The organism is Leucobacter fengyongliangi (assembly GCF_052386045.1).
This window is the reverse complement of sequence record NZ_CM126356.1, coordinates 1,893,300-1,913,055: the sequence shown is the minus strand read 5'-3', so window position 1 is coordinate 1,913,055 and position 19,756 is coordinate 1,893,300. Positions and strand designations below refer to the sequence as shown.

Annotated in this window: 20 protein-coding genes; 12 read left to right on the top strand and 8 right to left on the bottom strand. The window is 67.0% G+C overall.

Annotated features, from left to right (window positions below; all coding sequences use genetic code 11):
• Positions 1-108 precede the first annotated feature (108 nt).
• Entirely contained in the window at positions 109-666 is a 558-nt protein-coding gene (locus ACTNFK_RS09120) for a sigma-70 family RNA polymerase sigma factor (RefSeq protein ID WP_445117216.1), read from the top strand.
• A complete protein-coding gene (locus ACTNFK_RS09115) occupies positions 663-899 on the top strand; it encodes a zf-HC2 domain-containing protein (protein ID WP_433646912.1) in 237 nt (78 codons plus the stop codon). Before ACTNFK_RS09120 ends, ACTNFK_RS09115 begins: the two co-directional genes overlap by 4 nt.
• 9 nt (positions 900-908) lie before the next feature.
• On the opposite strand, the gene ACTNFK_RS09110 is transcribed toward ACTNFK_RS09115, so the two are convergent.
• The 3 genes from ACTNFK_RS09110 to ACTNFK_RS09100 are packed head-to-tail and all read right to left on the bottom strand — an operon-like array spanning position 909 to position 3,026.
• Positions 909-1,313 (bottom strand): Fe-S oxidoreductase, encoded by a 405-nt coding sequence (locus tag ACTNFK_RS09110; protein WP_435936902.1) that lies wholly within the window; start codon positions 1,311-1,313, stop codon positions 909-911.
• A complete protein-coding gene (locus tag ACTNFK_RS09105) occupies positions 1,310-2,170 on the bottom strand; it encodes an arginase family protein (RefSeq protein ID WP_435936903.1) in 861 nt (286 codons plus the stop codon). Before ACTNFK_RS09105 ends, ACTNFK_RS09110 begins: the two co-directional genes overlap by 4 nt.
• Positions 2,171-2,189: 19 nt before the next feature.
• Positions 2,190-3,026, bottom strand: coding sequence for a DUF3097 family protein (locus tag ACTNFK_RS09100; RefSeq protein ID WP_435936904.1), 837 nt, complete (start codon positions 3,024-3,026; stop codon positions 2,190-2,192).
• 55 nt (positions 3,027-3,081) lie between these two features.
• Here ACTNFK_RS09100 and ACTNFK_RS09095 point away from each other — a divergent pair, with 55 nt between their 5' ends.
• Entirely contained in the window at positions 3,082-4,425 is a 1,344-nt protein-coding gene (locus ACTNFK_RS09095) for an MFS transporter (RefSeq protein ID WP_435936905.1), read from the top strand.
• Between the two features lie 55 nt (positions 4,426-4,480).
• Here ACTNFK_RS09095 and pdxT read toward each other — a convergent pair whose 3' ends face one another.
• Both pdxT and pdxS read right to left on the bottom strand, forming a co-directional pair.
• On the bottom strand, positions 4,481-5,155 hold the full coding sequence (pdxT, locus tag ACTNFK_RS09090; RefSeq protein ID WP_435936906.1) for a pyridoxal 5'-phosphate synthase glutaminase subunit PdxT: 675 nt from the start codon (positions 5,153-5,155) through the stop codon (positions 4,481-4,483).
• Between the two features lie 2 nt (positions 5,156-5,157).
• Complete coding sequence (pdxS, locus tag ACTNFK_RS09085) at positions 5,158-6,066, bottom strand: pyridoxal 5'-phosphate synthase lyase subunit PdxS (RefSeq protein WP_435936907.1); 909 nt, start codon at positions 6,064-6,066, stop codon at positions 5,158-5,160.
• 95 nt (positions 6,067-6,161) lie between these two features.
• On the opposite strand from pdxS, the gene pdxR reads away from it, so the two are divergent.
• Both pdxR and ACTNFK_RS09075 read left to right on the top strand, forming a co-directional pair.
• Positions 6,162-7,682 carry a MocR-like pyridoxine biosynthesis transcription factor PdxR gene (gene pdxR / locus ACTNFK_RS09080; RefSeq protein WP_435936908.1) on the top strand — a complete coding sequence of 507 codons (1,521 nt, stop codon included), beginning with the start codon at positions 6,162-6,164 and terminating at the stop codon, positions 7,680-7,682.
• Between the two features lie 73 nt (positions 7,683-7,755).
• Positions 7,756-8,406: an asparagine synthase gene (locus ACTNFK_RS09075; protein WP_435936909.1), complete on the top strand. Its 651-nt coding sequence runs from the start codon at positions 7,756-7,758 to the stop codon at positions 8,404-8,406.
• Positions 8,407-8,453: 47 nt separating this feature from the next.
• On the opposite strand, the gene ACTNFK_RS09070 is transcribed toward ACTNFK_RS09075, so the two are convergent.
• Positions 8,454-8,774, bottom strand: coding sequence for a GNAT family N-acetyltransferase (locus tag ACTNFK_RS09070; RefSeq protein ID WP_435936910.1), 321 nt, complete (start codon positions 8,772-8,774; stop codon positions 8,454-8,456).
• A gap of 55 nt (positions 8,775-8,829) precedes the next feature.
• Positions 8,830-10,026 (bottom strand): Bcr/CflA family efflux MFS transporter, encoded by a 1,197-nt coding sequence (locus ACTNFK_RS09065; protein ID WP_445117215.1) that lies wholly within the window; start codon positions 10,024-10,026, stop codon positions 8,830-8,832.
• A gap of 275 nt (positions 10,027-10,301) precedes the next feature.
• Between ACTNFK_RS09065 and ACTNFK_RS09060 the strand changes: the two genes are divergently transcribed.
• From ACTNFK_RS09060 to ACTNFK_RS09030, 7 genes are all read left to right on the top strand, one after another.
• Positions 10,302-11,600, top strand: coding sequence for an MFS transporter (locus tag ACTNFK_RS09060; RefSeq protein ID WP_435936911.1), 1,299 nt, complete (start codon positions 10,302-10,304; stop codon positions 11,598-11,600).
• Positions 11,593-13,176, top strand: a complete 1,584-nt coding sequence (locus ACTNFK_RS09055) for an adenosylhomocysteinase (protein WP_435936912.1) — start codon at positions 11,593-11,595, stop codon at positions 13,174-13,176. The genes ACTNFK_RS09060 and ACTNFK_RS09055 overlap by 8 nt, the downstream gene beginning before the upstream one ends.
• A 48-nt stretch (positions 13,177-13,224) precedes the next feature.
• Positions 13,225-14,475 carry an amidohydrolase family protein gene (locus ACTNFK_RS09050; RefSeq protein WP_435936935.1) on the top strand — a complete coding sequence of 417 codons (1,251 nt, stop codon included), beginning with the start codon at positions 13,225-13,227 and terminating at the stop codon, positions 14,473-14,475.
• Positions 14,476-14,651: 176 nt separating this feature from the next.
• Positions 14,652-15,500: an ABC transporter substrate-binding protein gene (locus tag ACTNFK_RS09045; protein ID WP_435936913.1), complete on the top strand. Its 849-nt coding sequence runs from the start codon at positions 14,652-14,654 to the stop codon at positions 15,498-15,500.
• Positions 15,501-15,567: 67 nt separating this feature from the next.
• On the top strand, positions 15,568-16,437 hold the full coding sequence (locus tag ACTNFK_RS09040; RefSeq protein WP_435936914.1) for an amino acid ABC transporter permease: 870 nt from the start codon (positions 15,568-15,570) through the stop codon (positions 16,435-16,437).
• A complete protein-coding gene (locus ACTNFK_RS09035; RefSeq protein ID WP_435936915.1) occupies positions 16,434-17,195 on the top strand; it encodes an amino acid ABC transporter ATP-binding protein in 762 nt (253 codons plus the stop codon). Before ACTNFK_RS09040 ends, ACTNFK_RS09035 begins: the two co-directional genes overlap by 4 nt.
• A 47-nt stretch (positions 17,196-17,242) precedes the next feature.
• A complete protein-coding gene (locus tag ACTNFK_RS09030) occupies positions 17,243-18,724 on the top strand; it encodes a DHA2 family efflux MFS transporter permease subunit (protein ID WP_435936916.1) in 1,482 nt (493 codons plus the stop codon).
• A 31-nt stretch (positions 18,725-18,755) separates the two neighbouring features.
• Here the strand turns inward: ACTNFK_RS09030 and ACTNFK_RS09025 are convergent, their stop codons facing one another.
• Positions 18,756-19,724: a LysR family transcriptional regulator gene (locus ACTNFK_RS09025; protein WP_435936917.1), complete on the bottom strand. Its 969-nt coding sequence runs from the start codon at positions 19,722-19,724 to the stop codon at positions 18,756-18,758.
• Positions 19,725-19,756: the final 32 nt, after the last annotated feature.

Here is a 19,756-nt window from a genome sequence, read left to right as displayed (position 1 = left end):
GTGCAGCGAGTGCGGATCCGCCCCCCGGTAAGCTGTGCAAGTGTGAGCCGCACAGAATCTTCGCCAACCGATCGCGCCGATGTCGAGCGCCGGTTCACTCGCGATGCCATGCCGTATCTTGATCAACTCTACGGTGCCGCGATGAAGATGACGCGAAACCCTCAAGACGCGCAGGATCTCGTGCAGGAGACCTTCATGAAGGCCTTCGCCGCTTTCGAGAGCTTCGCCGAGGGCACAAATCTGAAGGCTTGGTTGTACCGCATCATGACAAATGCGTACATCAACACGTACCGAAAGAAGCAGCGCGAACCTTACCTTGGGGTCGTCGAGGATCTTGAAGACTGGCAGCTGGGCGGTGCCGAATCCACGACCGCGATGGCCTCGCGCTCTGCCGAGGCCGAGGCGATCGATCGCACCCCGGCGACGGTAGTGACCGATGCTCTGAACGATCTCGCCGAGGAATTTCGCATGGTGGTCTACCTCGCCGATGTCGAGGGCTTCAGTTACCAAGAGATTGCCGACATCATCGAGCGTCCGATCGGAACGGTGATGAGCCGTCTGCATCGCGGTCGAGCGAAGCTGCGCAGTGTGCTCGGCGAGTATGCGCGTGAGCAGGGCGTGGGTCTTGATGCGCAGAGCGTTGCGAACACGGGAGGTGCACGATGAGTGGATGCGGCTGCGAGTACGCACAGGCCAACCTCGAAGAACTCATACGCGGCGAGCTGTGCGCGACTGATTCGGAGACCATTCGCGAGCACCTCGACGACTGCCCCGAATGTCGAGACGAGCAGCAGGTCTTCGAGAAACTCACCGTTGCCGTGCGGCGCGCGTGCGAGGGTGCGGCGCCGCCGACCCTGCGCGACGCGATCCTCGGGTCGATGCGCGACCTGCACGCGTAAGGAGCAGGTCTATCTGCGGCCCCGCGATTTCGGCAGGTATCCGCCGTCTTCGAGACCAGCCTCGATTTCAAATCGGTTGCGCAGAGGATCGCGCCCGGAGAGCAGGTAGAGAACGGGCAACGCCATGCCGTAGTGCCGCCACTGTTCGCGGTGCACGCGCTCGTGGCGGAGCACCGCCTCGCTCGCGTTGTGCGCGGTGAGATAGCATCCCCCGACGCAGCTGCCGCCGCGGCCGAAGGTCCACCTCGGCATGCCGGTGAAGACCCAGAGCCCGCCGATGCGCCTGATGGGCCCCGTGCTCCAGAGTGCGCCCCAGGCGAATCCAATGGCTGTGGCGTAGAGATACCCGAGCCCGGCGAGCGGCCACGGGCGCGTGCTGCGACCGGGAGTCGGTGCCGCCTGTGACCCCGTCACGCGGCCTCCCGCCCACCTGAAGTGAGGGCCGCGAGCACGCGCAGCACGCTCGGGAGATCCGCCGCCGCGGCCTCGGCATCACGCGGCGCGAACTCGCTAATGTTGGCCCCGGCAAGGGGGAGGGTCGCAACCGCGCTGCGCACCGACTCGGTGAGTTGCGCGAGACTCAACCCAAAGGGCTCCGGGGCGTGCACCGCAGCGAACTCGGCTGGGTCGAGCACGTCGAGATCGATGTGCACGTAGACGTGGGTCGCGCCAGTTGATCGGAGTCGTTCGGCCACCGCATGCGCGAGGGTGTCATGCCCGGGGTCCGTGGGTACCGCAAGGTGGGCAATGCCGCGCGACGTGACTTCAACGACTTCCTCGTCGTCAAAGGCGCGTGTGCCGACCAGCGTGAGCAACTCATGTCGCACCGGATCGGCGAAGGCCAGGTCTTCGACTCCCTCGCCGAGCGCGTGACGAAGCGCCATCCCTGAGATGGCACCGCTCGGAGAGGTGGCCGGGTGCTGCAGATCGGGATGCGCATCAAACCACAGCACGGCGAGGCGATCCGCACCGTGCCGCGCGATCGACGTGGCGAGTCCCGCCAAGGTTGAGGCGCAGTCGCCCCCCACCGTGATGTGCGGTGCCTGGAGTTCGCGGAGTGCCTGTGCCGCAGCGTCGCGCGAGCGCAGCACACTACTCAGCCGCAGTGCTGGCGTACCCAGCGCGTCACCTGCGCCGAGCGGAACGGGTACCTCGATCGTCGTCGAGGGGAGGTCTTCGCGTATGGCAGAAGCACCCTCGATGAGCTGCATCGCTCGCGACGATGACGACCCCTGCCACTCGGCCATGAGGATGTATACGGGCCCAGGCATATTCTTCCCTCGCCTTCGGTCAGGATTCTACGGTGACGAAATCGATGAGCTGCTCGACCCGGCCCACGAGGCTCGGCTCGAGGTCACGGAAGGAGCGCACGCGACCCCTGATGCGTGACCAGGCATCGGCGAGGTCGGCAGGCTCCTCAGCCGGCCAACCGAGCGCGCGGCAGATTCCGGTCTTCCACTCCACGTTCCGGGGAATCTCTGGCCACGCGGTGAGTCCCACTCGTTCCGGTTTGACCGCCGCCCAGATATCGACGAACGGGTGGCCGACGATGAGCACGCTCGTACCGAACGGGCCGCGGCCAATGTGTTCCGCTATGCGTGTCTCTTTGCTGCCCGCAATCAGGTGATCGAGCAGGACCCCCGCGCGTCGCTCCGAGCTCGGCCCAAACTCAGCGAGCACCTGCTCGAGATTGTCGGCACCCTCGAGGAGTTCGACCACCACGCCCTCAACGCGCAGGTCGTCGCCCCACACCTGCTCGACGAGTTCGGCATCGTGTTTGCCTTCGACGAAGATGCGGCTGGGCATCGCGACCTTGGCGCGATGCTGATCCACCGCGAAAGAGCCCGACGCTGTGCGCTGCCGCTGCGGAGCGCGCTGCGGCATGGCGAGCGTGACGGGCGCGCCATCAACGAGGAAGCCGTCGGAGAGCGCGAAGGCGCGCACCTTGCCGCGGAAGTCTTCGAGGTGCACAAGTCCGTCACGCGCACCCACCACCGCGCCGCACCACTCGGTCTCGGTGTGTTCTACGACGAGGCCACGTGCGAGGGTGACCTGTGGCCGCGGGGCGGACCCGCGGCGAGGCTTCATCGCGTTCACCGGGTCGTGATCGTATCGGTCGTCGTACACGCCCCGAGTTTACCCCTCCGCGCAGGGAATCGGCGGTGCGGTGTAGGGTTCGGGGGTGGGTGAACTGGAGACATCGGGGGACCAAACGAGCGCGCGCCGGGGTCGCCTCGCGTCACTGCTCGTCGATCTCAGCCCCCTGCAGCAGAGCCCCCAATTCGCCAGACTGTGGATCGGCACTTCCGTCGCGCAAATTGGCGCGCAGGTGACGATTGTCGCCGTTGGGCTGCACGTCTACGCGCTGACCCGATCCACCCTCGCCGTCGCCCTCGTCGCGCTGTGGGCGCTCGGCCCAATGATCCTCGCCGGGTTCGTCGGCGGCGCACTCGCCGACCGCTTCGACCGTCGCGCGGTCTCGCTCGTCACCGCCACCGCTGCGTGGCTCAGCATCGGCGCAATGACGACCATCGCGTTTTTCGACGTCACCGCGACCTGGCCGTACTACGCGCTCGCGGCCATCAACGCCGCCTCCGCTACAATTCTCGGAGCCACCCGCGGCGCGATCCTGCCCCGCCTGCTGCCGACGCAGCTCCTTCCGGCCGCCGCCGCGCTGAGCGGCATCACGATGGGGCTGTCGGTAACGGTGGGCCCGGCCATCGCCGGGGTGCTGGTCGCCACCGCGGGATTCGCGTGGACCTACCTGCTCGATGCCGTGCTCTTCACCGCGGCCTTCATCGGCATCCTGGGGCTTCCGGCGATGCGTCCGGAGGGCAGGCCAAGCGCCCCGGGGTTCGCCTCTCTGGTCGAGAGCCTGCGCTTTCTGCGTCGCGCACCCAATGTGCGCGCGACCTTCATCTTCGACCTGGTGGCGATGACGCTGGGTACGCCGCGCGTGGTCTTTCCCGCGGTGGGTGCGCTCGTGCTGGGGGGCGGCGCCGTCACCGTCGGTCTATTCACCGCCGCGTTCGCGGTGGGTGCGCTCGTGAGCGGGCTCCTGTCTGGGCCCCTCGGCCGCGTGCGCCGACAGGGCCTGGCCGTGACGTGGGCGATCGCCGCGTATGGCGCATTCACCGCCCTGTTTGGCCTGGTGCTGCTCATCACCGGTATTGTTCTGCCCGCACTCCCGGGGGCGGATCGCAACACCGTCTGGCCCGCACTGCTGCTTGCGGGCACAGCGCTCGCGGGGGCGGGCGCGGCAGACAACGTGAGTGCGGTGTTCCGCACCACGATTCTGCAGGCGGCAGCCCCCGACGAGGTGCGCGGGCGCATGCAGGGGCTTTTCTACGTGGTGGTCGCCGGCGGGCCGCGCGTCGGCGATCTGCTCGCCGGAGCTCTCGCGACCTTGATCGCACTCTGGGCGCCCGCGCTCCTGGGCGGCCTCGTGATTCTCGCCCTCATGCTGGTATTTCTTCGCGTATTTAGCGGGTTTCAACGCTACGACGCGCTGCATCCCACCCCGTAGTCGAACGTCACTGCGACGCGCGCTGCCGTGGCGTCGCCGATGCCTCTCTCGCGCCCTACCGCGCCTGCGCGAGAAGCGCCCGGTGGAAGGCCGGGTCTCCCGAAATTTCGGGATGGAACGCGATGCCAGTCAGCGTCCCGAGCGGCAGGCGACTGGCCGGGGTGGTTGCCCCAAGCGTCGCACCCTGCGGGAGCGAGGTTGCCGCGAGGATCCGCCCATCGCGAGCGGCGAGCACCCGGGCACCCGCTCCGACCGAGACGATCTCCGGCGCGCGGATCAGAGCGCCGCGCACATCTCCGAGCGCGCCGAGCCCCGAGACCCCGGCCGCCTGCACCGTGAACTCGGACTCGATCGACGCGATCTGCGCCCCGAGAGCGTTGCGCCTTACGAACACGTCGAGCAGGCCGAGCGTGCGCTGTCCCGGTGCGGGATCTTGCACCTCGCCCGCGAGCAGAATCAGCCCCGCGCAGGTGCCGAGCGTGGGGAGTCCGCCCGCGATGATCTTGCGCAGCGGATCCGCAAGATCAAAGAGCCGCAGGAGCCGGTCCTGCGTGCTCGACTCACCGCCGGGCAGCACGAGGGCATCGAGCCTTGGTCCGTCGGGCCCGATAAGATCGCTCGCGCGCCGCACCAGCGTGACGGTCGCGCCCAGCTGTTCGAGCATTGCCGCGTGCTCCGCGACCCCGCCCTGGAGTGCGAGTACTCCGGCGCGCAGCGTCTGGGCCCTCATGCCTACCAGCCGCGCTGGGCGAGGCGATGCGGGGCGGCGAGGTCCGAGACGTTGATGCCGACCATGGCCTCGCCGAGCCCACGTGATGCCTCGGTGATCGCTTGTGGGTCGTCGAAACGAGCCGTGGCAGTGACGATTGCGGCGGCGCGCCTCGCGGGGTCGCCCGACTTGAAAATGCCGGAACCGACGAAGACACCGTCGGCGCCGAGCTGCATCATCATGGCAGCGTCGGCCGGGGTGGCGACTCCGCCCGCGGTGAAAAGCACCACAGGGAGCTTGCCGGTGGCCGCGACCTCGGCGACGAGGTCGTAGGGTGCCTGCAGCTCCTTCGCCGCGACGAAGAGCTCGTCGGGGCTGAGCGAAGCGAGCCGCGCAATTTCTCCCGTGATGGTGCGGATGTGCTGGGTCGCCTCAGATACGTCACCCGTGCCGGCTTCGCCCTTTGAACGGATCATCGCCGCTCCCTCGGTGACGCGCCGCAGCGCCTCGCCGAGGTTAGTCGCGCCGCAGACGAAGGGCACAGTGAAGCCTCGCTTGTCGATGTGGTTGACGTAGTCGGCGGGGGAGAGCACCTCGGACTCGTCGATGTAGTCGACCTCAAGCGCCTCGAGTATCTGGGCCTCGACGAAGTGCCCGATGCGGGCCTTGGCCATGACGGGAATCGAGACGGCCGCCTTGATCCCGTCGATGAGTTCGGGGGCGCTCATGCGGGCGACGCCGCCCTGCGCGCGAATGTCGGCGGGCACACGCTCGAGCGCCATGACGGCGACGGCACCCGCGTCTTCGGCGATGCGTGCCTGCTCGGGGGTGACGACATCCATGATCACCCCGCCCTTCAGCATGTCGGCGAGGCCGCGCTTGACGAGCGGGGAACCAGTGGCGGGCGAGTGGGCAGCAATGTTCTGAGTCATGCGTTCCACTTTCGCGGTGAATCTGGTACCTCACAAGTGCCAAAGTTTGCTACTTTCAATAGACCAAGCCTCTGGTCGCGTGCCAGAATATTGTGATGCCCGACGTACGTACCGCAGCCGAGTTGCCGATCCACCTCGACCGCAGTGCCGGATCTCCACTCCCCGCGCAACTTGCGGCCGCGCTGCGGAACGCGATCGACGGTGGCGCGCTTCTCCCTGGGGAGGTCGTGCCTGCGACCCGCAATCTCGCATCACGATTGGGGGTCGCCCGAGGAGTGGTCGTCACGGCCTACGAACAGCTCACCGCAGAGGGCTACCTCTCGGCTGGCCATGGCCGAGGCACCCGCGTAAGTCCAGATCTCGGGGTGGCGCATGCGCCCGCGTTCTTGCCTGGCCGCGCTTCGGCCGCGATGCCGCAGGCCCAGGCTCGGCGGGCGGATCACGCTCACTCGGCGCGGGTCACTCGCCCTGTCGGCGCGGCGACGGTGCGACGTGCCGATCCACTGCCGCTCGCACCTGGTGTGCCAGATACGAGCTCGATCGATCGCCCCGCGTGGCGCACCGCGTGGCGGCAGGCTGCCCTGCGCGCACACGTCGAGGCCCCGGAGCTTGGTGACCCGAGGCTCCGGCTCGAAATTGCCGAACATCTGCGCCGCACACGGGGCACGACGCGCACGGCTCAGGATGTGATCGTGACGGCAGGTACGCGCGAGGGCCTTGGGCTGCTGCTCACCGCGTTGGGTACCACCAGCGGTCGCGGGCTGGTGGTGGGCGTGGAAGATCCCGGGTACCCGTCGCTGCGGCGCGTGGCCGCGCGGCACGGTGCGCACATCGTCGCACTTCCCGTTGATGCTGAGGGGCTCGACGCCGGGGCGCTTCCCGTCGGCATGCTCGACGCGATCATCGTGACACCCAGCCATCAATATCCACTCGGTGGATCATTGCCACTCGCCCGGCGCCGTGAGCTTCTCGCATGGGCGACCCGCACCGGCGCGGTGATTGTCGAAGACGACTACGACTCCGAACTGCGCCACACGGGGAGTCCGCTGCCTGCATTGGCGGCGCTCGACGACCCCGAGTCTGGGTCGGTCGTACTGCTCGGCACCTTTTCGAAGACGGTGTCGCAGTCGCTTGCCGCCGGGTACCTCCTCGCCCCACGCAGGCTGCGCGATCTCATCGAGCCGGTGCGCCGTGACTTGGGCGGGGCGGTATCGGCTGTCGTGCAGTCCGCGCTCGGAGACTATCTCGGAAGCGGTGAGCTGAGGCGCCACACGACGCGCATGCGACGCCGCTATGCGATGCGACGCGAGACGGTTCTCACCCACCTGTCGGGAGTGCCGGGCCTGAAGGTGCGACCGATGAGCGGTGGCCTGCACGCCGTGCTCGAGTTGGGGGTGGGAGAACGGGCACCGTACGTGGAGTCACGGGTGATCGCGCGATCCACGGAATGTGGGCTTGGTGCGGTGCACCTGAGCGGGTACTGGCAGCGGCACAATCACCCTACCGAGAGGTTCGGCCTGGTGATTGGCACGGGTGGCCCGGACGGTGGGCAGTTCGAACGCGCGCTGGTCACGCTGCGCGAAATCGTCGTCGAGGAAATCGGTGCCGGGAATTGACGCCGGAAATGGGTGCCGTGGAGTCCCCGATCTAAGAGATACTGGGAAGACTATTGAGATCGGTAGGAGAAACATGGTGGTCAGCTGGTTTAAGCGTCGCGGACCCAAGCTTCCGCGGAAGCTTCCTCAGCGCCAGCTTGCTCCCGTTGCAGACATCGTTGAGCAGGGCTTGCTCGTCGCCGATGTCGCCGTGCGCATGAGTGTGAAGAACGCGATCATCATGAACGCGCTCAAGCGGAAGGTCGACTACGACGAGCAGGAAATTGTCGACATGGTGCGCGACTCAATCACCGAACTCGCGCTCGAGCGCGAACGCGATGCTCGGCACATCGAGCAGATGCGCAAAGAGATCCGGAAGACGGGCCGCAGCGCATGGAGTGATTCGGAGTATGGCGACGGCGATAACCGCACACTTCGGCACCGGCAAGAAGTGTACGAAGGCGTGGCGGTTGAACTGCGCGCGCGGGCAACCGACCAGGAGTATCTCAGGGTCACCACGGCGCGCGCTCGGGAAGCGGCCTGGCATGAAATCGGTGATTCGCTGAAGGAGCGCGCGACGCATCCGTACTACTCGGGTGGGGCGAGCGAGGAATATCAGGCTGCGCGAGACGAGCGCATTGATCTGCTGATTTCACGCGACCTGACAGAACTCATTCGGCAGCAGGGTGCGAATTCGGATGGCGGAAAGAAGCGTCGGTTGGGGAAGAAGGCCGAAGCATCGTAGGGCTCTCGATGCGGTCGCGCGCCGCAGTGTGGGGCCGACGGTGCCGGCTAGTGAGGTGTCGTGCCCTGAAGCTCGGGGTGCTTCGCGAGGTAGCCCTCGATGAACCAGCATGAGGCCGCCACCCTGCGCCCGCGCACGATCTCGTCGGTGACCGCACGGTGCGCGAGCAGCCCGGAAAGTCCGGTGCCGCGGAGCTCGGGCACCACGACCGTGTGATCAAAGTCAATGCCGGTGTCGCCGAGCAGGCGATAGTGCGCTTCGCCAACAACGCGTCCGTCTCTGATGGCAACGAATCGCTGCCGCTCGGCCTGGTGAACGATCTGGAGGCCGTTCTTGGCTGCGTCATCTTCGGTGAGGGTTCTGACCATGCCCTCACCCTATGCCTGAAGGCTGTGGTCTGCGAGGGGTGAGCCGAAGTGAACCCTAGCCGGGATCTGAAGCGATCCCAGCATCGCCATCGGCAGCGCGGGACGTGCGTCGCACGATGACGAGTGCGCTGGCGGTCAGTACGGCGAGAGCAAGCACCGCCACGCTCATGGGGAAAGCGGAGTGAGTACCTCCGAGTCCGACCAGGGGAATGATGAGTGCCCCAGACAGGTACTGTGCGGTGCTGAGCAGCGCAGAAGCCGACCCGCGCGCGGCCCCGCCCGACGAGAGCGCGAGGGCAGTGGTGTTGGCCATTGAGATCCCGAAACCAGAGATGAGTACAAACCCGGTTCCGAAGTACAGCGGGGGAGTGAGTGCCCCGGTCGTCGACATGAAAATGAAGATCAATCCGGATCCGCCGAGGAGTGCTTGACCCACCATGAGCATTCGCACGGCACCAAATCTCGGGGCGAGCCACATGTTGAGGAGACTCCCGATGATCATCGCGGATGCGGAGGCCCCAAACCACCATGAGAATTCCCGCGGCGTGAGGCCCATGATTCCGATCGCGATGAAGGGCGAAGAAGAGATGTAGGCCATCATCGCGGCGTACGTCGCGCCGAGGATCACTGCGTACATGGGAACCGATGGGATCCGTGCGGCGATCAAGAGCGAGGAGAGCGCACCGGTTCCGCGAGCATGTCGTTTCTCTGCTGGGAGCGACTCCGGCAGGAAGGCAATCGCCAGGGCCAGCATGATGGCACCGATACCAGCGAGGGCGAGAAGTGCACCGCGCCAGCCCCAGGTCGCCCCGATGAGGCCCCCCAGTGGTGCGGCAACGATGGCACCGATGCCGACGGCGACCGCTATCGCGCTGAGCGCGCGAACGGCGGCACTCCCCTCAGCAAGGTCGACGACGATGGTACGGCTCAGCACCGTGCCAGCGGCGGTCGCCATCCCCTGGATGAGGCGCAGCGCGATGAGTATCCAAATTTCCGATACCAGCCCCATCAGTGCGCCGGAAGCCACGAATACCGCAAGCGCAACGAGGAGGACGCGCCGGCGACCGTATCGATCCGACAGTGGGCCCACGATAAGCGGACCAGATCCGAGCCCGAGGAGAAACCCCGTCAGGGTGAGCTGCACCGTCGCAGGAAGCACCCCGAGGTCTCCCGAGATATCGGTGAACGTCGGGAGATAGAGATCTGTCGAGAGCGGACCGATGGTACCAATGAAGCCGAGGAGAAGTACCAGCCAGAAGGTGAGTCGCGTGCGCGTGATGGCCTCGATCCTCTCTGCTGAGGCGGGAGGATCGCGCTTGGATGCTCGCAGTCCACTGGTGGGCCGGTGAAATCTCTAAGACCGGCACACTCGATCGTAGGAGTAACGGCGATCCATCACCAACTTCAGGCTGCTGGGTCGAAGTGAAGCCCGCTCGCGCCAATGGTCTGTTCACCTGCCCCGGTGCTGGGAGAAGCAGCGCACACGTGTGTGAAACGCATAGACTCGGCACGTCGGAGGAGGTGGAGATGAACGAACCCGGAGCGACCCAAGCGCCGGCTCAGCTCTCACTGAAGGCAGCTCGAAAGGTCGCGCTCGCCGCGCTCGTCGGCACCGCGATGGAATGGTTTGACTACTACCTCTTTGGGCTCGCCGCGGCGCTGGTGTTCAACCGGTTGTTCTTCACCGAGCTTGACCCGCAGGCCGCCGCGCTCGCCGCATTCGCGACCTTCGGCGTGGGGTTCGTTGCACGGCCCCTGGGCGCGGTGCTCTTCGGGAGCCTGGGCGATCGCATTGGCCGCCGACCCACACTGATTCTCAGCGTCGTGCTGATCGGTGTCGCGACCGCGCTCATTGGCATGTTGCCCGACTTCTATGCCATCGGAATCGTCGCCCCGATCATGCTCGTCGTGCTGCGACTCCTGCAGGGGGTCGCGGTCGGCGGCGAGTGGAGCGGTGCCATGACCATGGCGGTCGAGCACGCCCCTCCGGCCTATCGCAACCGCCTCTCCGCGCTCGTGCAGCTCTCCTCGCCGATCGCCACGCTGCTGTCGAGTGGCGCTTTCACGCTCGTACTGCTCCTGCCTCCTGAATCGTTCGATGCGTGGGGCTGGCGACTCCCGTTTCTTGCCGCGCTCCCGCTCCTGCTCGTCGCGGTGTTTCTGCGCGTGGGCATCGAGGAATCTCCGGAGTTTCAGCGGCTCGTCGCCACCGGCGAGCGGGTGCGCGTGCCGGTGATCGAGCTCTTCCGGCGCACACCCGGCCGACTCGGCATCGCGATCCTCGTGTCGCTTCTGGGCGTTGGTGGCTTCTACTTCATGAACACCTTCCTCGTGAACTTCGGTGCCAACGAGCGCGGCCTCGACCGGCAGCTGATGGTGAACGCGACCCTCATTGCCGCGGTCGTGCAGGTGGGTGTCACGCTGCTCTCGGGCCGTCTCGCCGAGCGCTTCGGCCCCGGCCGCGTCACCTCCTGGGGTGGCCTCGCGACCGCGCTCGTCGCGTTCCCGGTATTCTGGCTGATCGACAGTGGATCACCCGGTGCCGCGATCGCCGCCGTCAGCCTCGGCCTCGCCGCCGTGATCCTCGCCTACGGGGTTGCTGGCCCGACGCTCGCGCTGCTCTTCCCAACCGAGTTGCGTTATTCGGGTGTCAGTCTCGGCTATAACCTGGCCGCGGTCGTGGGTGGCTTCTTGCCGCTCGCCGCGCAAGCCTCGCTCGGCTGGTCGGGTGGAGGATCCTGGGGCCCGGCGATCCTCTTTGCGGTCTTTGGACTCGCGACCGCTCTGGGTGGCGCCCTCGCGCGGCGGGTTGTCGCGCATGACTGAGGCTGGAACCTCGGCGTTGGCCGCGGAACGGATCATACGTCGAGCCGCGCGCGCGGGCAACCGGCTGATTGCGGGAAGCCGCGTGCTGCTGCGCACAGATCACGCGGATCACACCGAACTCTCCGGCACGCTCGAACGCATGCTGACGCGCATGGGTGCGCGGGTGACCGCAGAAGAAGATGGGCCCGCTCCCGATTTCGTGTTCGACGAAGCGGGCGAGACCGGTCAGGCGCGCGGAGCGAGCGCCCGTGACCGCATCGACTGGGCCGCCGCACACATGCCGGCGACCCGCGCGCTCGCCGCGGAGCTCGCCGCGGCCGGCACCCTCGCCGGCACACGGGTTGCCGTGAGCCTCGTGCTCGAACCCAAGACCGCGGTGCTGGCCCTCGCGCTTCGCGCTGCCGGGGCTGAGGTTGCGGTCTTTGGCGCGGTGTCTGAAACCGACCCCCGGGTGGCGGCCGCGCTCGCAGGGCCCGGGATCCGGGTCTTCGCGCCCATCACCCAGGCTTCGGCGGAAGAGGCACCGAGCATCGATGCGGCCAACGCCGCGGCGGTGCTCGACTGGCGACCCGAATTGCTCATCGACGACGGTGCACACCTGATCCGCTTGGCACACACGACCCGAGCTGAGGCCTTGGCCTCGCTGCGAGCGGCGAGCGAAGAGACCACGAGCGGCGTGCGTCCGCTGCGCGAAATGCAGGCCGAGGGGGTGCTGCGGATCCCGGTGATCGCGGTCAACGATGCACGCACCAAGACCGACTTTGACAACCTCATTGGCACCGGGCAGTCGTGCGTGTTCGCGATTGCCGACGCACTGGACACGGCCGAGATTGCCGGCCGTGGCCGCGCACCGGGCACGGCCGGCGAGCGCTGGGTCGTCATTGGCTACGGCCCGGTCGGGGTCGGAGTCGCCCGCTTCGCCGCAGCGCTCGGTGCCCGAGTGACCGTGGTTGAGCGTGACGCGGTGCGTGCGCTCGCCGCGCTCCACGACGGGCACGAGGCGCTCCCGGCGGCCGAGGCGCTCCCACTTGCCGATGTCGTCGTCAGTGCCACCGGGGTGTGGCACACGCTCGATGCACCCGCGCTCTCCCGCGTCCGGCCGGGTGCCGCGGTCGCGGTCGCCGGGGGTATCGACGGCGAACTCGCACTTGACGACCTTCTCGCGGCCGGCTGGGTGCGCGAAGAACTCACCGAATGGGTGACCGAGTGGATCCCGCCAGTGAGGAATGTCGGAGAGATTGGTCTCCTCGTTCTCGCCGAGGGCGCCGGCGTGAATTACACCGCGGCGGAAGGCAATCCGATCGAGGTCATGGACCTCTCCTTCGCCACGCAACTCGCGAGTCTCGAACACCTCGCGACGAGCGAGCTCACTCCCGGAGTCCATGCCTTGCCCGCGGAAGCTGAGCAGAAGGTGGCGCGCGTGGCGCTTAGCGCACGGGGAGGGGGCGCCGATCCACAATTCGTGAATGCACGGGAAGGTGGCGCGGCGCAGTCCTGGCGGGTACACCGTTACCAGCCAGCTGGGGTGGGAGCGAGCGCCGTGGCTCCGATTCGGCCGCCCGCGCAAACGCCCTAGACTCGATGCGTGCAAGCCGAGCCTGAGATCGTCGTCTACTCCGCCGGCATGGTTGTGCCCGTGACGAGCCCCCGTATTCGCGACGGTGCGGTCGCGGTGCGCGGCAAGCGGATTCTGCACGTCGGTGACCGGCGGTGGGTGCTGGGCGCGCTCGCCAATCGCGGCCTGCCGTTTCGTGAGGAACGCTGGGAGGGGGTGCTGGCTCCCGGACTTGTCAACGCGCACACCCACCTGCAATACACGCACATGAGCGAGGTTGCGGCGCGCCACTACACCGGCTTCGACGACTGGGGCAGTGCGTTCGACCACGCGTACGAACGCGACGGCCATGATTGGGCTGCCGCCGCTGCCGACGGGGCACAGCAGTCGATCACCGCGGGGGTCACCGCTCTCGCGGACGTGGTGACCGACGAGGCGGCGCTCTCGGCGTTGCACGACGCACGGCTGCACGGCATCGCCTACTGGGAGGTCTACGGCAAGAGCAACGAGGACTGGACGGCCGAGGCGCGCCAGGAGGTGCGTGAGCAGATCCGCCGCATCCCCAAACCGCCGGGCGGGGGAGTGTCTCCTCACGCGCCCTACTCGCTCGAGGTGCAGCCCCTGCTCGAGATCCCCGACCTCGTGCGCGAGGAGGGGTTGCGCCTGCACATTCACCTCGCCGAGGCGCACATGGAGCGCGAGCGGGGCGTGGGTGCGGCCGGTCATGAGGCCTGGCCCGAGCTCGAGGCTGACAGTTTCCGGGCGCTCCGGTCTCGCGGCATCGGGGTCTCGTCGACCCAGTTTGTCGATCACCTCGGCGTGCTGGGGCCCGACTGCCACATCGCGCACGGGGTCTACGTCAGCGCTGCCGACCGGGCGCTCCTGCGCGCGCGGCACACGAGCGTCGCGCTGTGCCCGCGCTCGAACGAGATCATCGGACTCGACATGCCGCCGGTCGCTGACTACCTGCGAGAGGGCAACCCGATCGCGGTCGGCACCGACTCGCTCTCCTCGTCTCCCTCGCTCGACCCGCTCGCCGATGTCGGGGTGCTATACCGAGTCGCCCGCCAACAGGGCTACGCGGACCGAGACCTGCATCAGCGGTTGTTCTCCGCAGCCACCCTCGGGGGCGCCACCGCTCTCGGCCTGCACGTGGGGAAAAAGCGCATCGGGCAACTCGTGGTGGGGGCGATCGCCGACCTGGCGTTTTTCGAGGTGTCCACAGTGGATCCCGACGACGCGCTCGCCGAGCTCGTCGAGGCCGGGTCCGGCCGCTGCGCCCGCACGGTGGTCGCCGGGGTCGAACGCTTCCGCCGCTGAGCGCTAGCCGCGATCCACACCTCGCAGCCTCACTGTTCGTGCAGCGTGTGGGGGCGGTGTGTCGGACTGTGACACGGTGTCCAGAGTCGCTCATGCCGCATCGCTAGGCTGGAGGAGTTCCCACACGTTCAACTCAGCGCCTTTCACTCGGTGAGAGGGTCGCAGAAGGAGCCCGCATGTCTCGTTCACCCCGCCTCGCCGCACTCGTTGCCGCTGGTGCCGCCGCAGTTCTCGCACTGACCGCCTGCGCCGGCGGATCCACCGGGTCCTCCGAAGAGGCTGGCGGCAGCGCCGGTGTGGGCCCCGTCACCGAGGGCAAGCTCACCATCGCCACCGGCGAATTCGCCTACGAGCCGTGGGTGCTGAACGACGCCCCCGAGAGTGGCGAGGGCTTCGAAGCCGCCGTCGCATACGCGGTCGCTGAGGAACTGGGCTATGCGCCGGAAGACGTCGAGTGGGTGCGCACGAGCTTCGATCTGGCGATCGCCCCCGGGCCGAAGGACTTCGACCTCAACATCCAGCAGTTCTCGGTTACCGAAGAGCGGGCGAAGGTTGTCGATTTCTCGTCGCCGTACTACGAGACGACGCAGGCCGTCGTGGCCGCGACGGGAACGCCCGCCGCTGATGCCACGAGCATCGCCGAGCTGAAAGACGTCGTCATCGGTGTGCAGACCGGCACCACCTCACTGAAGGCCGTTGAGGAACTCATCGCCCCGAGCACCGACGTGCAGGTGTACAACAGCAACGACGACGCGGTTGCCGCGCTGCAGAACGGCCTGATTGACGCGCTCGTGGTGGATCTGCCTACCGCCTTCTACGTGCGTGACGCACAGCTCGAGGGCGACGGGGTCATCGTCGGCCAGCTCGATGCGGCCGCTGGCGATGAGTTCGCGTTCGTCTTGCCGAAGGGCTCGACCCTCACGGCAGAAGTCAGCGCTGCGGTCGACACGCTGCGCGAGAACGGCACCCTTGAGAAGCTGGTCACCGAGTGGCTAGCGAACCAGGGCGCTCCGTTCCTGAAGTAGCCGATCTGCGCCCGCGACGCGTAACTCGCGGGCGTGTACACCGAAACCGACGTTCTGAGGATTTGTTGTGACCTCCGCAACCGACACGGCGCGACCGTTCGAACCGAGCCCCCTCGAGCTCGAACGGCGCGCCTTTCGGCGTGCGCGCAAACAGCGTTCGATCCTCGTGAGCGTGCTCAGCACCGTCGTGTTCGCGGCGGTGCTGGCGCTCGCGCTCACCAGTAGCCCCGGTTGGGAGCGCGTGCGAGACACGTTCTTCAATGCCGAGGTCGCGCTTGGTGCGCTCCCTCGGATCCTCACCGGGCTGTGGCTCAACGTGCAGGTGCTGTTTTTTGCGGTCATCGGCGTGGCGATTTTCGGCACGTTGCTCGCCATCGCGCGCACGCTCAAGGGTGCGGTGTTCACCCCGATTCGCTTACTGGCCGCCGGGTACACCGACATCTTTCGCGGCATCCCGCTGTTGCTGGTGCTGTACATCGTTGGTTTCGGCGTGCCCGGCCTCGAACTCACGGGCCGCCTCCCCGCGCAATTCTGGGGCACGATCGCGCTGATCCTGACCTACTCGGCCTACGTCTCGGAGGTGCTTCGCGCGGGCATCGAAGCGGTACACCCGTCGCAGCGCCTCGCCGCGCGCTCGCTGGGGCTCAGCCACGCGAAGACTCTGCGTCTGATCGTGATGCCACAGGCCGTGCGCAAGGTCACGCCCGCGCTGATGAACGATTTCGTGTCGATGCAGAAAGATGTCGGCCTCATCTCGGTGCTCGGTGCCATCGACGCGGTGCGCGCGGCCCAGCTCGAGGTCGCCGCGAGCTACAACTTCACGCCGTACGTGGTCGCGGGGATCCTCTTCGTGCTCCTGTCGTGGCCATTCATTCGCGTCACCGACTGGGTGACGGCGCGCGCGCAGAAGCGTGAGCAGATCGGTGGTGTCGTGTGACCGTGTCCAGTGGATCCGCTTCCGTCCCCGTGCTGCGTGTTGAGGGCGTGGTGAAGCGCTTTGGTGACCACACCGTGCTCGACGGCATCGATCTCTCCGTCGACCGGCACGAGGTGGTCGTGCTCATCGGCGCCTCGGGCTCGGGTAAGTCGACGCTGCTGAAGACCATCAACCTCCTCGAAGAGGTGGACGACGGCCGCATCATGCTGGGCGAGGAAGACATCACCGACCCACGCGTCGACGCCGACAAGATCCGTGCGCGGATCGGTGTGGTGTTCCAACACTTCAACCTCTTCCCACACATGCGGGTGCTCGACAACGTCACCCTGGCCGCGCGGCAGGTGTTCCGCACACCGCGCGCCGATACCGAGCGCACGGGTCTCGCGCTGCTCGAACGCATCGGGCTCGGGGAGAAAGCGCGCGAGTACCCCGATCGACTCTCGGGCGGGCAGCAGCAGCGTGTCGCCATCGCGCGCGCCATTGCAACCGATCCCGAGCTGCTCCTGCTCGACGAAATCACGAGCGCCCTCGACCCGCAACTCGTTGGGGAAGTGCTCGATCTGGTCGGCGAGCTGAAAGCCGCCGGATCCACCATTGTCATGGCGACGCACGAGATGTCGTTCGCCAGGCGCGTCGCGGATCGGGTCGTGTACCTCAAAGACGGGCGCATCATCGAGTCGGGCACGCCTGAGCAGATCTTCGACTCGCCCGTGCGCGAGGAGACCCGGGAGTTCCTCTCGAGGCTCTCCCCGAATTGATTCGTGCGGGTCTGGCGGATGCTTGAATGAGATAGCATTGTTCCCTTATGCCTGCGCACACTGAACCCACTTCCTCACCGCACGAACCGGCGACCGAGAAAGTGTTTGGTCCGCGCGAGCGACTGGCCATTTGGTTGCTTTTGGCGAGCGCGTTCGTGGTGATCTTGAACGAGACCATCATGAGCGTCGCGCTGCCCAAGCTCATGTCTGAACTCGACATCACCGCCGCAGCAGGTCAGTGGCTGACGACCGCGTTCCTGCTGACGATGAGCGTCGTAATTCCCATCACTGGCATGCTGATCCAGCGAATGAAGACGCGCACGCTCTTCATGATCGCGATGGGACTGTTCACAGCGGGAACGCTGATTGCGGCGCTCGCTCCGGGGTTCTTTGTGCTTCTGCTCGGCCGCATAGTGCAGGCCGGGGGAACCGCCATCATGATGCCGCTCCTCATGACGACCGTGGTGGTGCTGGTGCCCGAGAAGCAGCGCGGGAAGCTGATGGGGCGGATCGCGATCGTCATCTCCGTGGCACCTGCGCTCGGCCCGACCGTGTCGGGACTCATTCTGCAGTGGCTGAGCTGGCGCTGGCTCTTCATTTTCGTTCTCCCCATCGCGCTCGCCGCGCTGATTCTCGGCATCCTGCGCCTCCCGAATGTGGGGATTCTGCGCAAGGTGCGCGTCGACCTGCTCTCGGTGCTGCTTTCCGTCATTGGGTTTGGTGGCATCGTGTGGGGACTCAGCGCAGTCGGTGAGAGCGCGAATGGCGAGCACTCGATCCCGCCGCTTGCCCTCATCTTGGTGGGCGTTGCCGGCCTGGCGCTCTTCATCTGGCGGCAACTGCTGTTGCAGCGGGAGGATCGAGCGTTGCTTGACCTCCGGACTTTCAAGACTCGGCCGTTCACACTCTCGGTAATCCTATTTACCTTCGCCTCGATCGCGATGTTTGGCAGCTTGATTTTGCTCCCCATTTTCGGGCAGAACGTACTCGGATTCTCGGTACTCGAGTCTGGTTTGGTGCTCCTACCCGGCGGTCTGCTGATGGGCCTGCTGGGGCCGCTGGTGGGGCGGCTGGTGGATCAGCGAGGTGCCCGCTTCCCGCTCGTGCCTGGCATGATTATCGCCGCGTTGGCGCTCTGGAGCATGGCGCTGCTCAACGATACGAGCACCATCTGGCAGGTTCTCGCCTCGCATATGGCGTTGAGCCTGGGGCTCGCTGGGGTATACACGCCGCTGTTCTCCGCATCACTCGGGTCGCTGCCACCTCGCCTTGCCTCACACGGCAGCGCGACGCTCTCCACCGTGCAGCAGGTGGGCGGTGCGGCTGGCACCGCGCTCTTCGTGACCGTGTTGACGATCGTGTCGACGGCGGCCGCGGGATCACCCGATGCCGTCGACGCGCACGCGCTGGCCGCGGGTACTCGAGTCGCCTTCATGATCGGCGGGCTCGCGATGACGATCGGAGCGATCATCGCCCCGTTCGTGACCGAGGCGCCGAGGCCCTCCGAAATGGCTTCTGGAAGAGCCTAGGTTTCGCCGCCGAGGCATCGCGCTGACCGAGCTAGTCCAGTGCGGCGATCGCCCGCCGCACGGCCTCGGCGAGTTGGCGCACGGCGGGAGAGGGACCGCCCGGTGACGCCGGGGTGGCGAGGAGTATCTCGCGTGCGAAACGCGCGTCGTCGATGGGCCTGAGTACCACGCCGATCGGCACGTGTTCGGTCGCGAGCCGGGGCACGAGCCCGACCCCCAGGTCGGCCGCGACCATCCCGAGAGCCACGGCGTAGTCGTCGGTGCGCACCGCCACCTGAAAGGGCTGAGATGCCGCAGCGAACACGTCGCGCACCACGTCGTCGAGCGTGTCGCCCGGAGTCGCGCTGAAGACCCATGAGGAATCGCTGAGCGCGAGCAGGCCCTCCACGTCGATGCTGGCCCGCCCCGCGGCGGGGTGCTGCGCGGGAAGGGCAAGCAGGAGCGGGTCGGTGAGGAGGTGCGTGGTCTGCACGTCCGAGCGGAAGGGCAGGGAGTACCCGCTCGCCGTGTACACGAGGGCGGCATCGAGGGTGCGCTGATTGACCTGGGCAACGAGGGGTGAGATCTCCTCGAGCACCGCAGCGAGTTCAATGCCGACCTCCCGGAGTCGTGTGGCGATCGCGGGCAGCAGTCGTGCCGCGGCCGTCGGGAAGGAGCCAAATCGCAGCTTGGTGCGGCCAATCTGTGCAAACTCCCGCACGTCGGTGAGGGCCCGGTCGGAGAGCGCGAGGATCTCAGCGCCTCGCTCGAGCAAGAGCCGCCCTGCCGCGGTGAGCGTGCTTCCCCGTGTGGACCTCGCGACCAGTGGACTGCCGACGAGGCGATCGAGCGCCTTGAGGTGGTAGTCGACGGTGGGCTGGCTCCAACCCAGGCGGCGAGCGGCGCGTGAGACGGAGCCTTCAGCGGCAACCGCGGAGAGGGCCTGGAGCTGTCGAGGGTCGAGCACAGGCTCACCAGCTTTCTTGATGAGTAGAGGGCTGATCCACTGCTCTTGATGCATACAGTATATGGGGGCATCGAGGCATCTGGCGG

Bases quoted from the DNA above. Each gene is read 5' to 3' on its own strand.
- ACTNFK_RS09120 (WP_445117216.1), top strand. From the start codon at position 109: ATGCCGTATCTTGATCAACTCTACGGTGCCGCGATGAAGATGACGCGA.
- ACTNFK_RS09115 (WP_433646912.1), top strand. From the start codon at position 663: ATGAGTGGATGCGGCTGCGAGTACGCACAGGCCAACCTCGAAGAACTC.
- ACTNFK_RS09105 (WP_435936903.1), bottom strand. From the start codon at position 2,170: ATGCCTGGGCCCGTATACATCCTCATGGCCGAGTGGCAGGGGTCGTCA.
- pdxT (WP_435936906.1), bottom strand. From the start codon at position 5,155: ATGAGGGCCCAGACGCTGCGCGCCGGAGTACTCGCACTCCAGGGCGGG.
- pdxS (WP_435936907.1), bottom strand. From the start codon at position 6,066: ATGACTCAGAACATTGCTGCCCACTCGCCCGCCACTGGTTCCCCGCTC.
- pdxR (WP_435936908.1), top strand. From the start codon at position 6,162: ATGCCCGACGTACGTACCGCAGCCGAGTTGCCGATCCACCTCGACCGC.
- ACTNFK_RS09075 (WP_435936909.1), top strand. From the start codon at position 7,756: ATGGTGGTCAGCTGGTTTAAGCGTCGCGGACCCAAGCTTCCGCGGAAG.
- ACTNFK_RS09070 (WP_435936910.1), bottom strand. From the start codon at position 8,774: ATGGTCAGAACCCTCACCGAAGATGACGCAGCCAAGAACGGCCTCCAG.
- ACTNFK_RS09060 (WP_435936911.1), top strand. From the start codon at position 10,302: ATGAACGAACCCGGAGCGACCCAAGCGCCGGCTCAGCTCTCACTGAAG.
- ACTNFK_RS09055 (WP_435936912.1), top strand. From the start codon at position 11,593: ATGACTGAGGCTGGAACCTCGGCGTTGGCCGCGGAACGGATCATACGT.
- ACTNFK_RS09050 (WP_435936935.1), top strand. From the start codon at position 13,225: ATGGTTGTGCCCGTGACGAGCCCCCGTATTCGCGACGGTGCGGTCGCG.
- ACTNFK_RS09045 (WP_435936913.1), top strand. From the start codon at position 14,652: ATGTCTCGTTCACCCCGCCTCGCCGCACTCGTTGCCGCTGGTGCCGCC.
- ACTNFK_RS09030 (WP_435936916.1), top strand. From the start codon at position 17,243: ATGCCTGCGCACACTGAACCCACTTCCTCACCGCACGAACCGGCGACC.
- ACTNFK_RS09025 (WP_435936917.1), bottom strand. From the start codon at position 19,724: ATGCATCAAGAGCAGTGGATCAGCCCTCTACTCATCAAGAAAGCTGGT.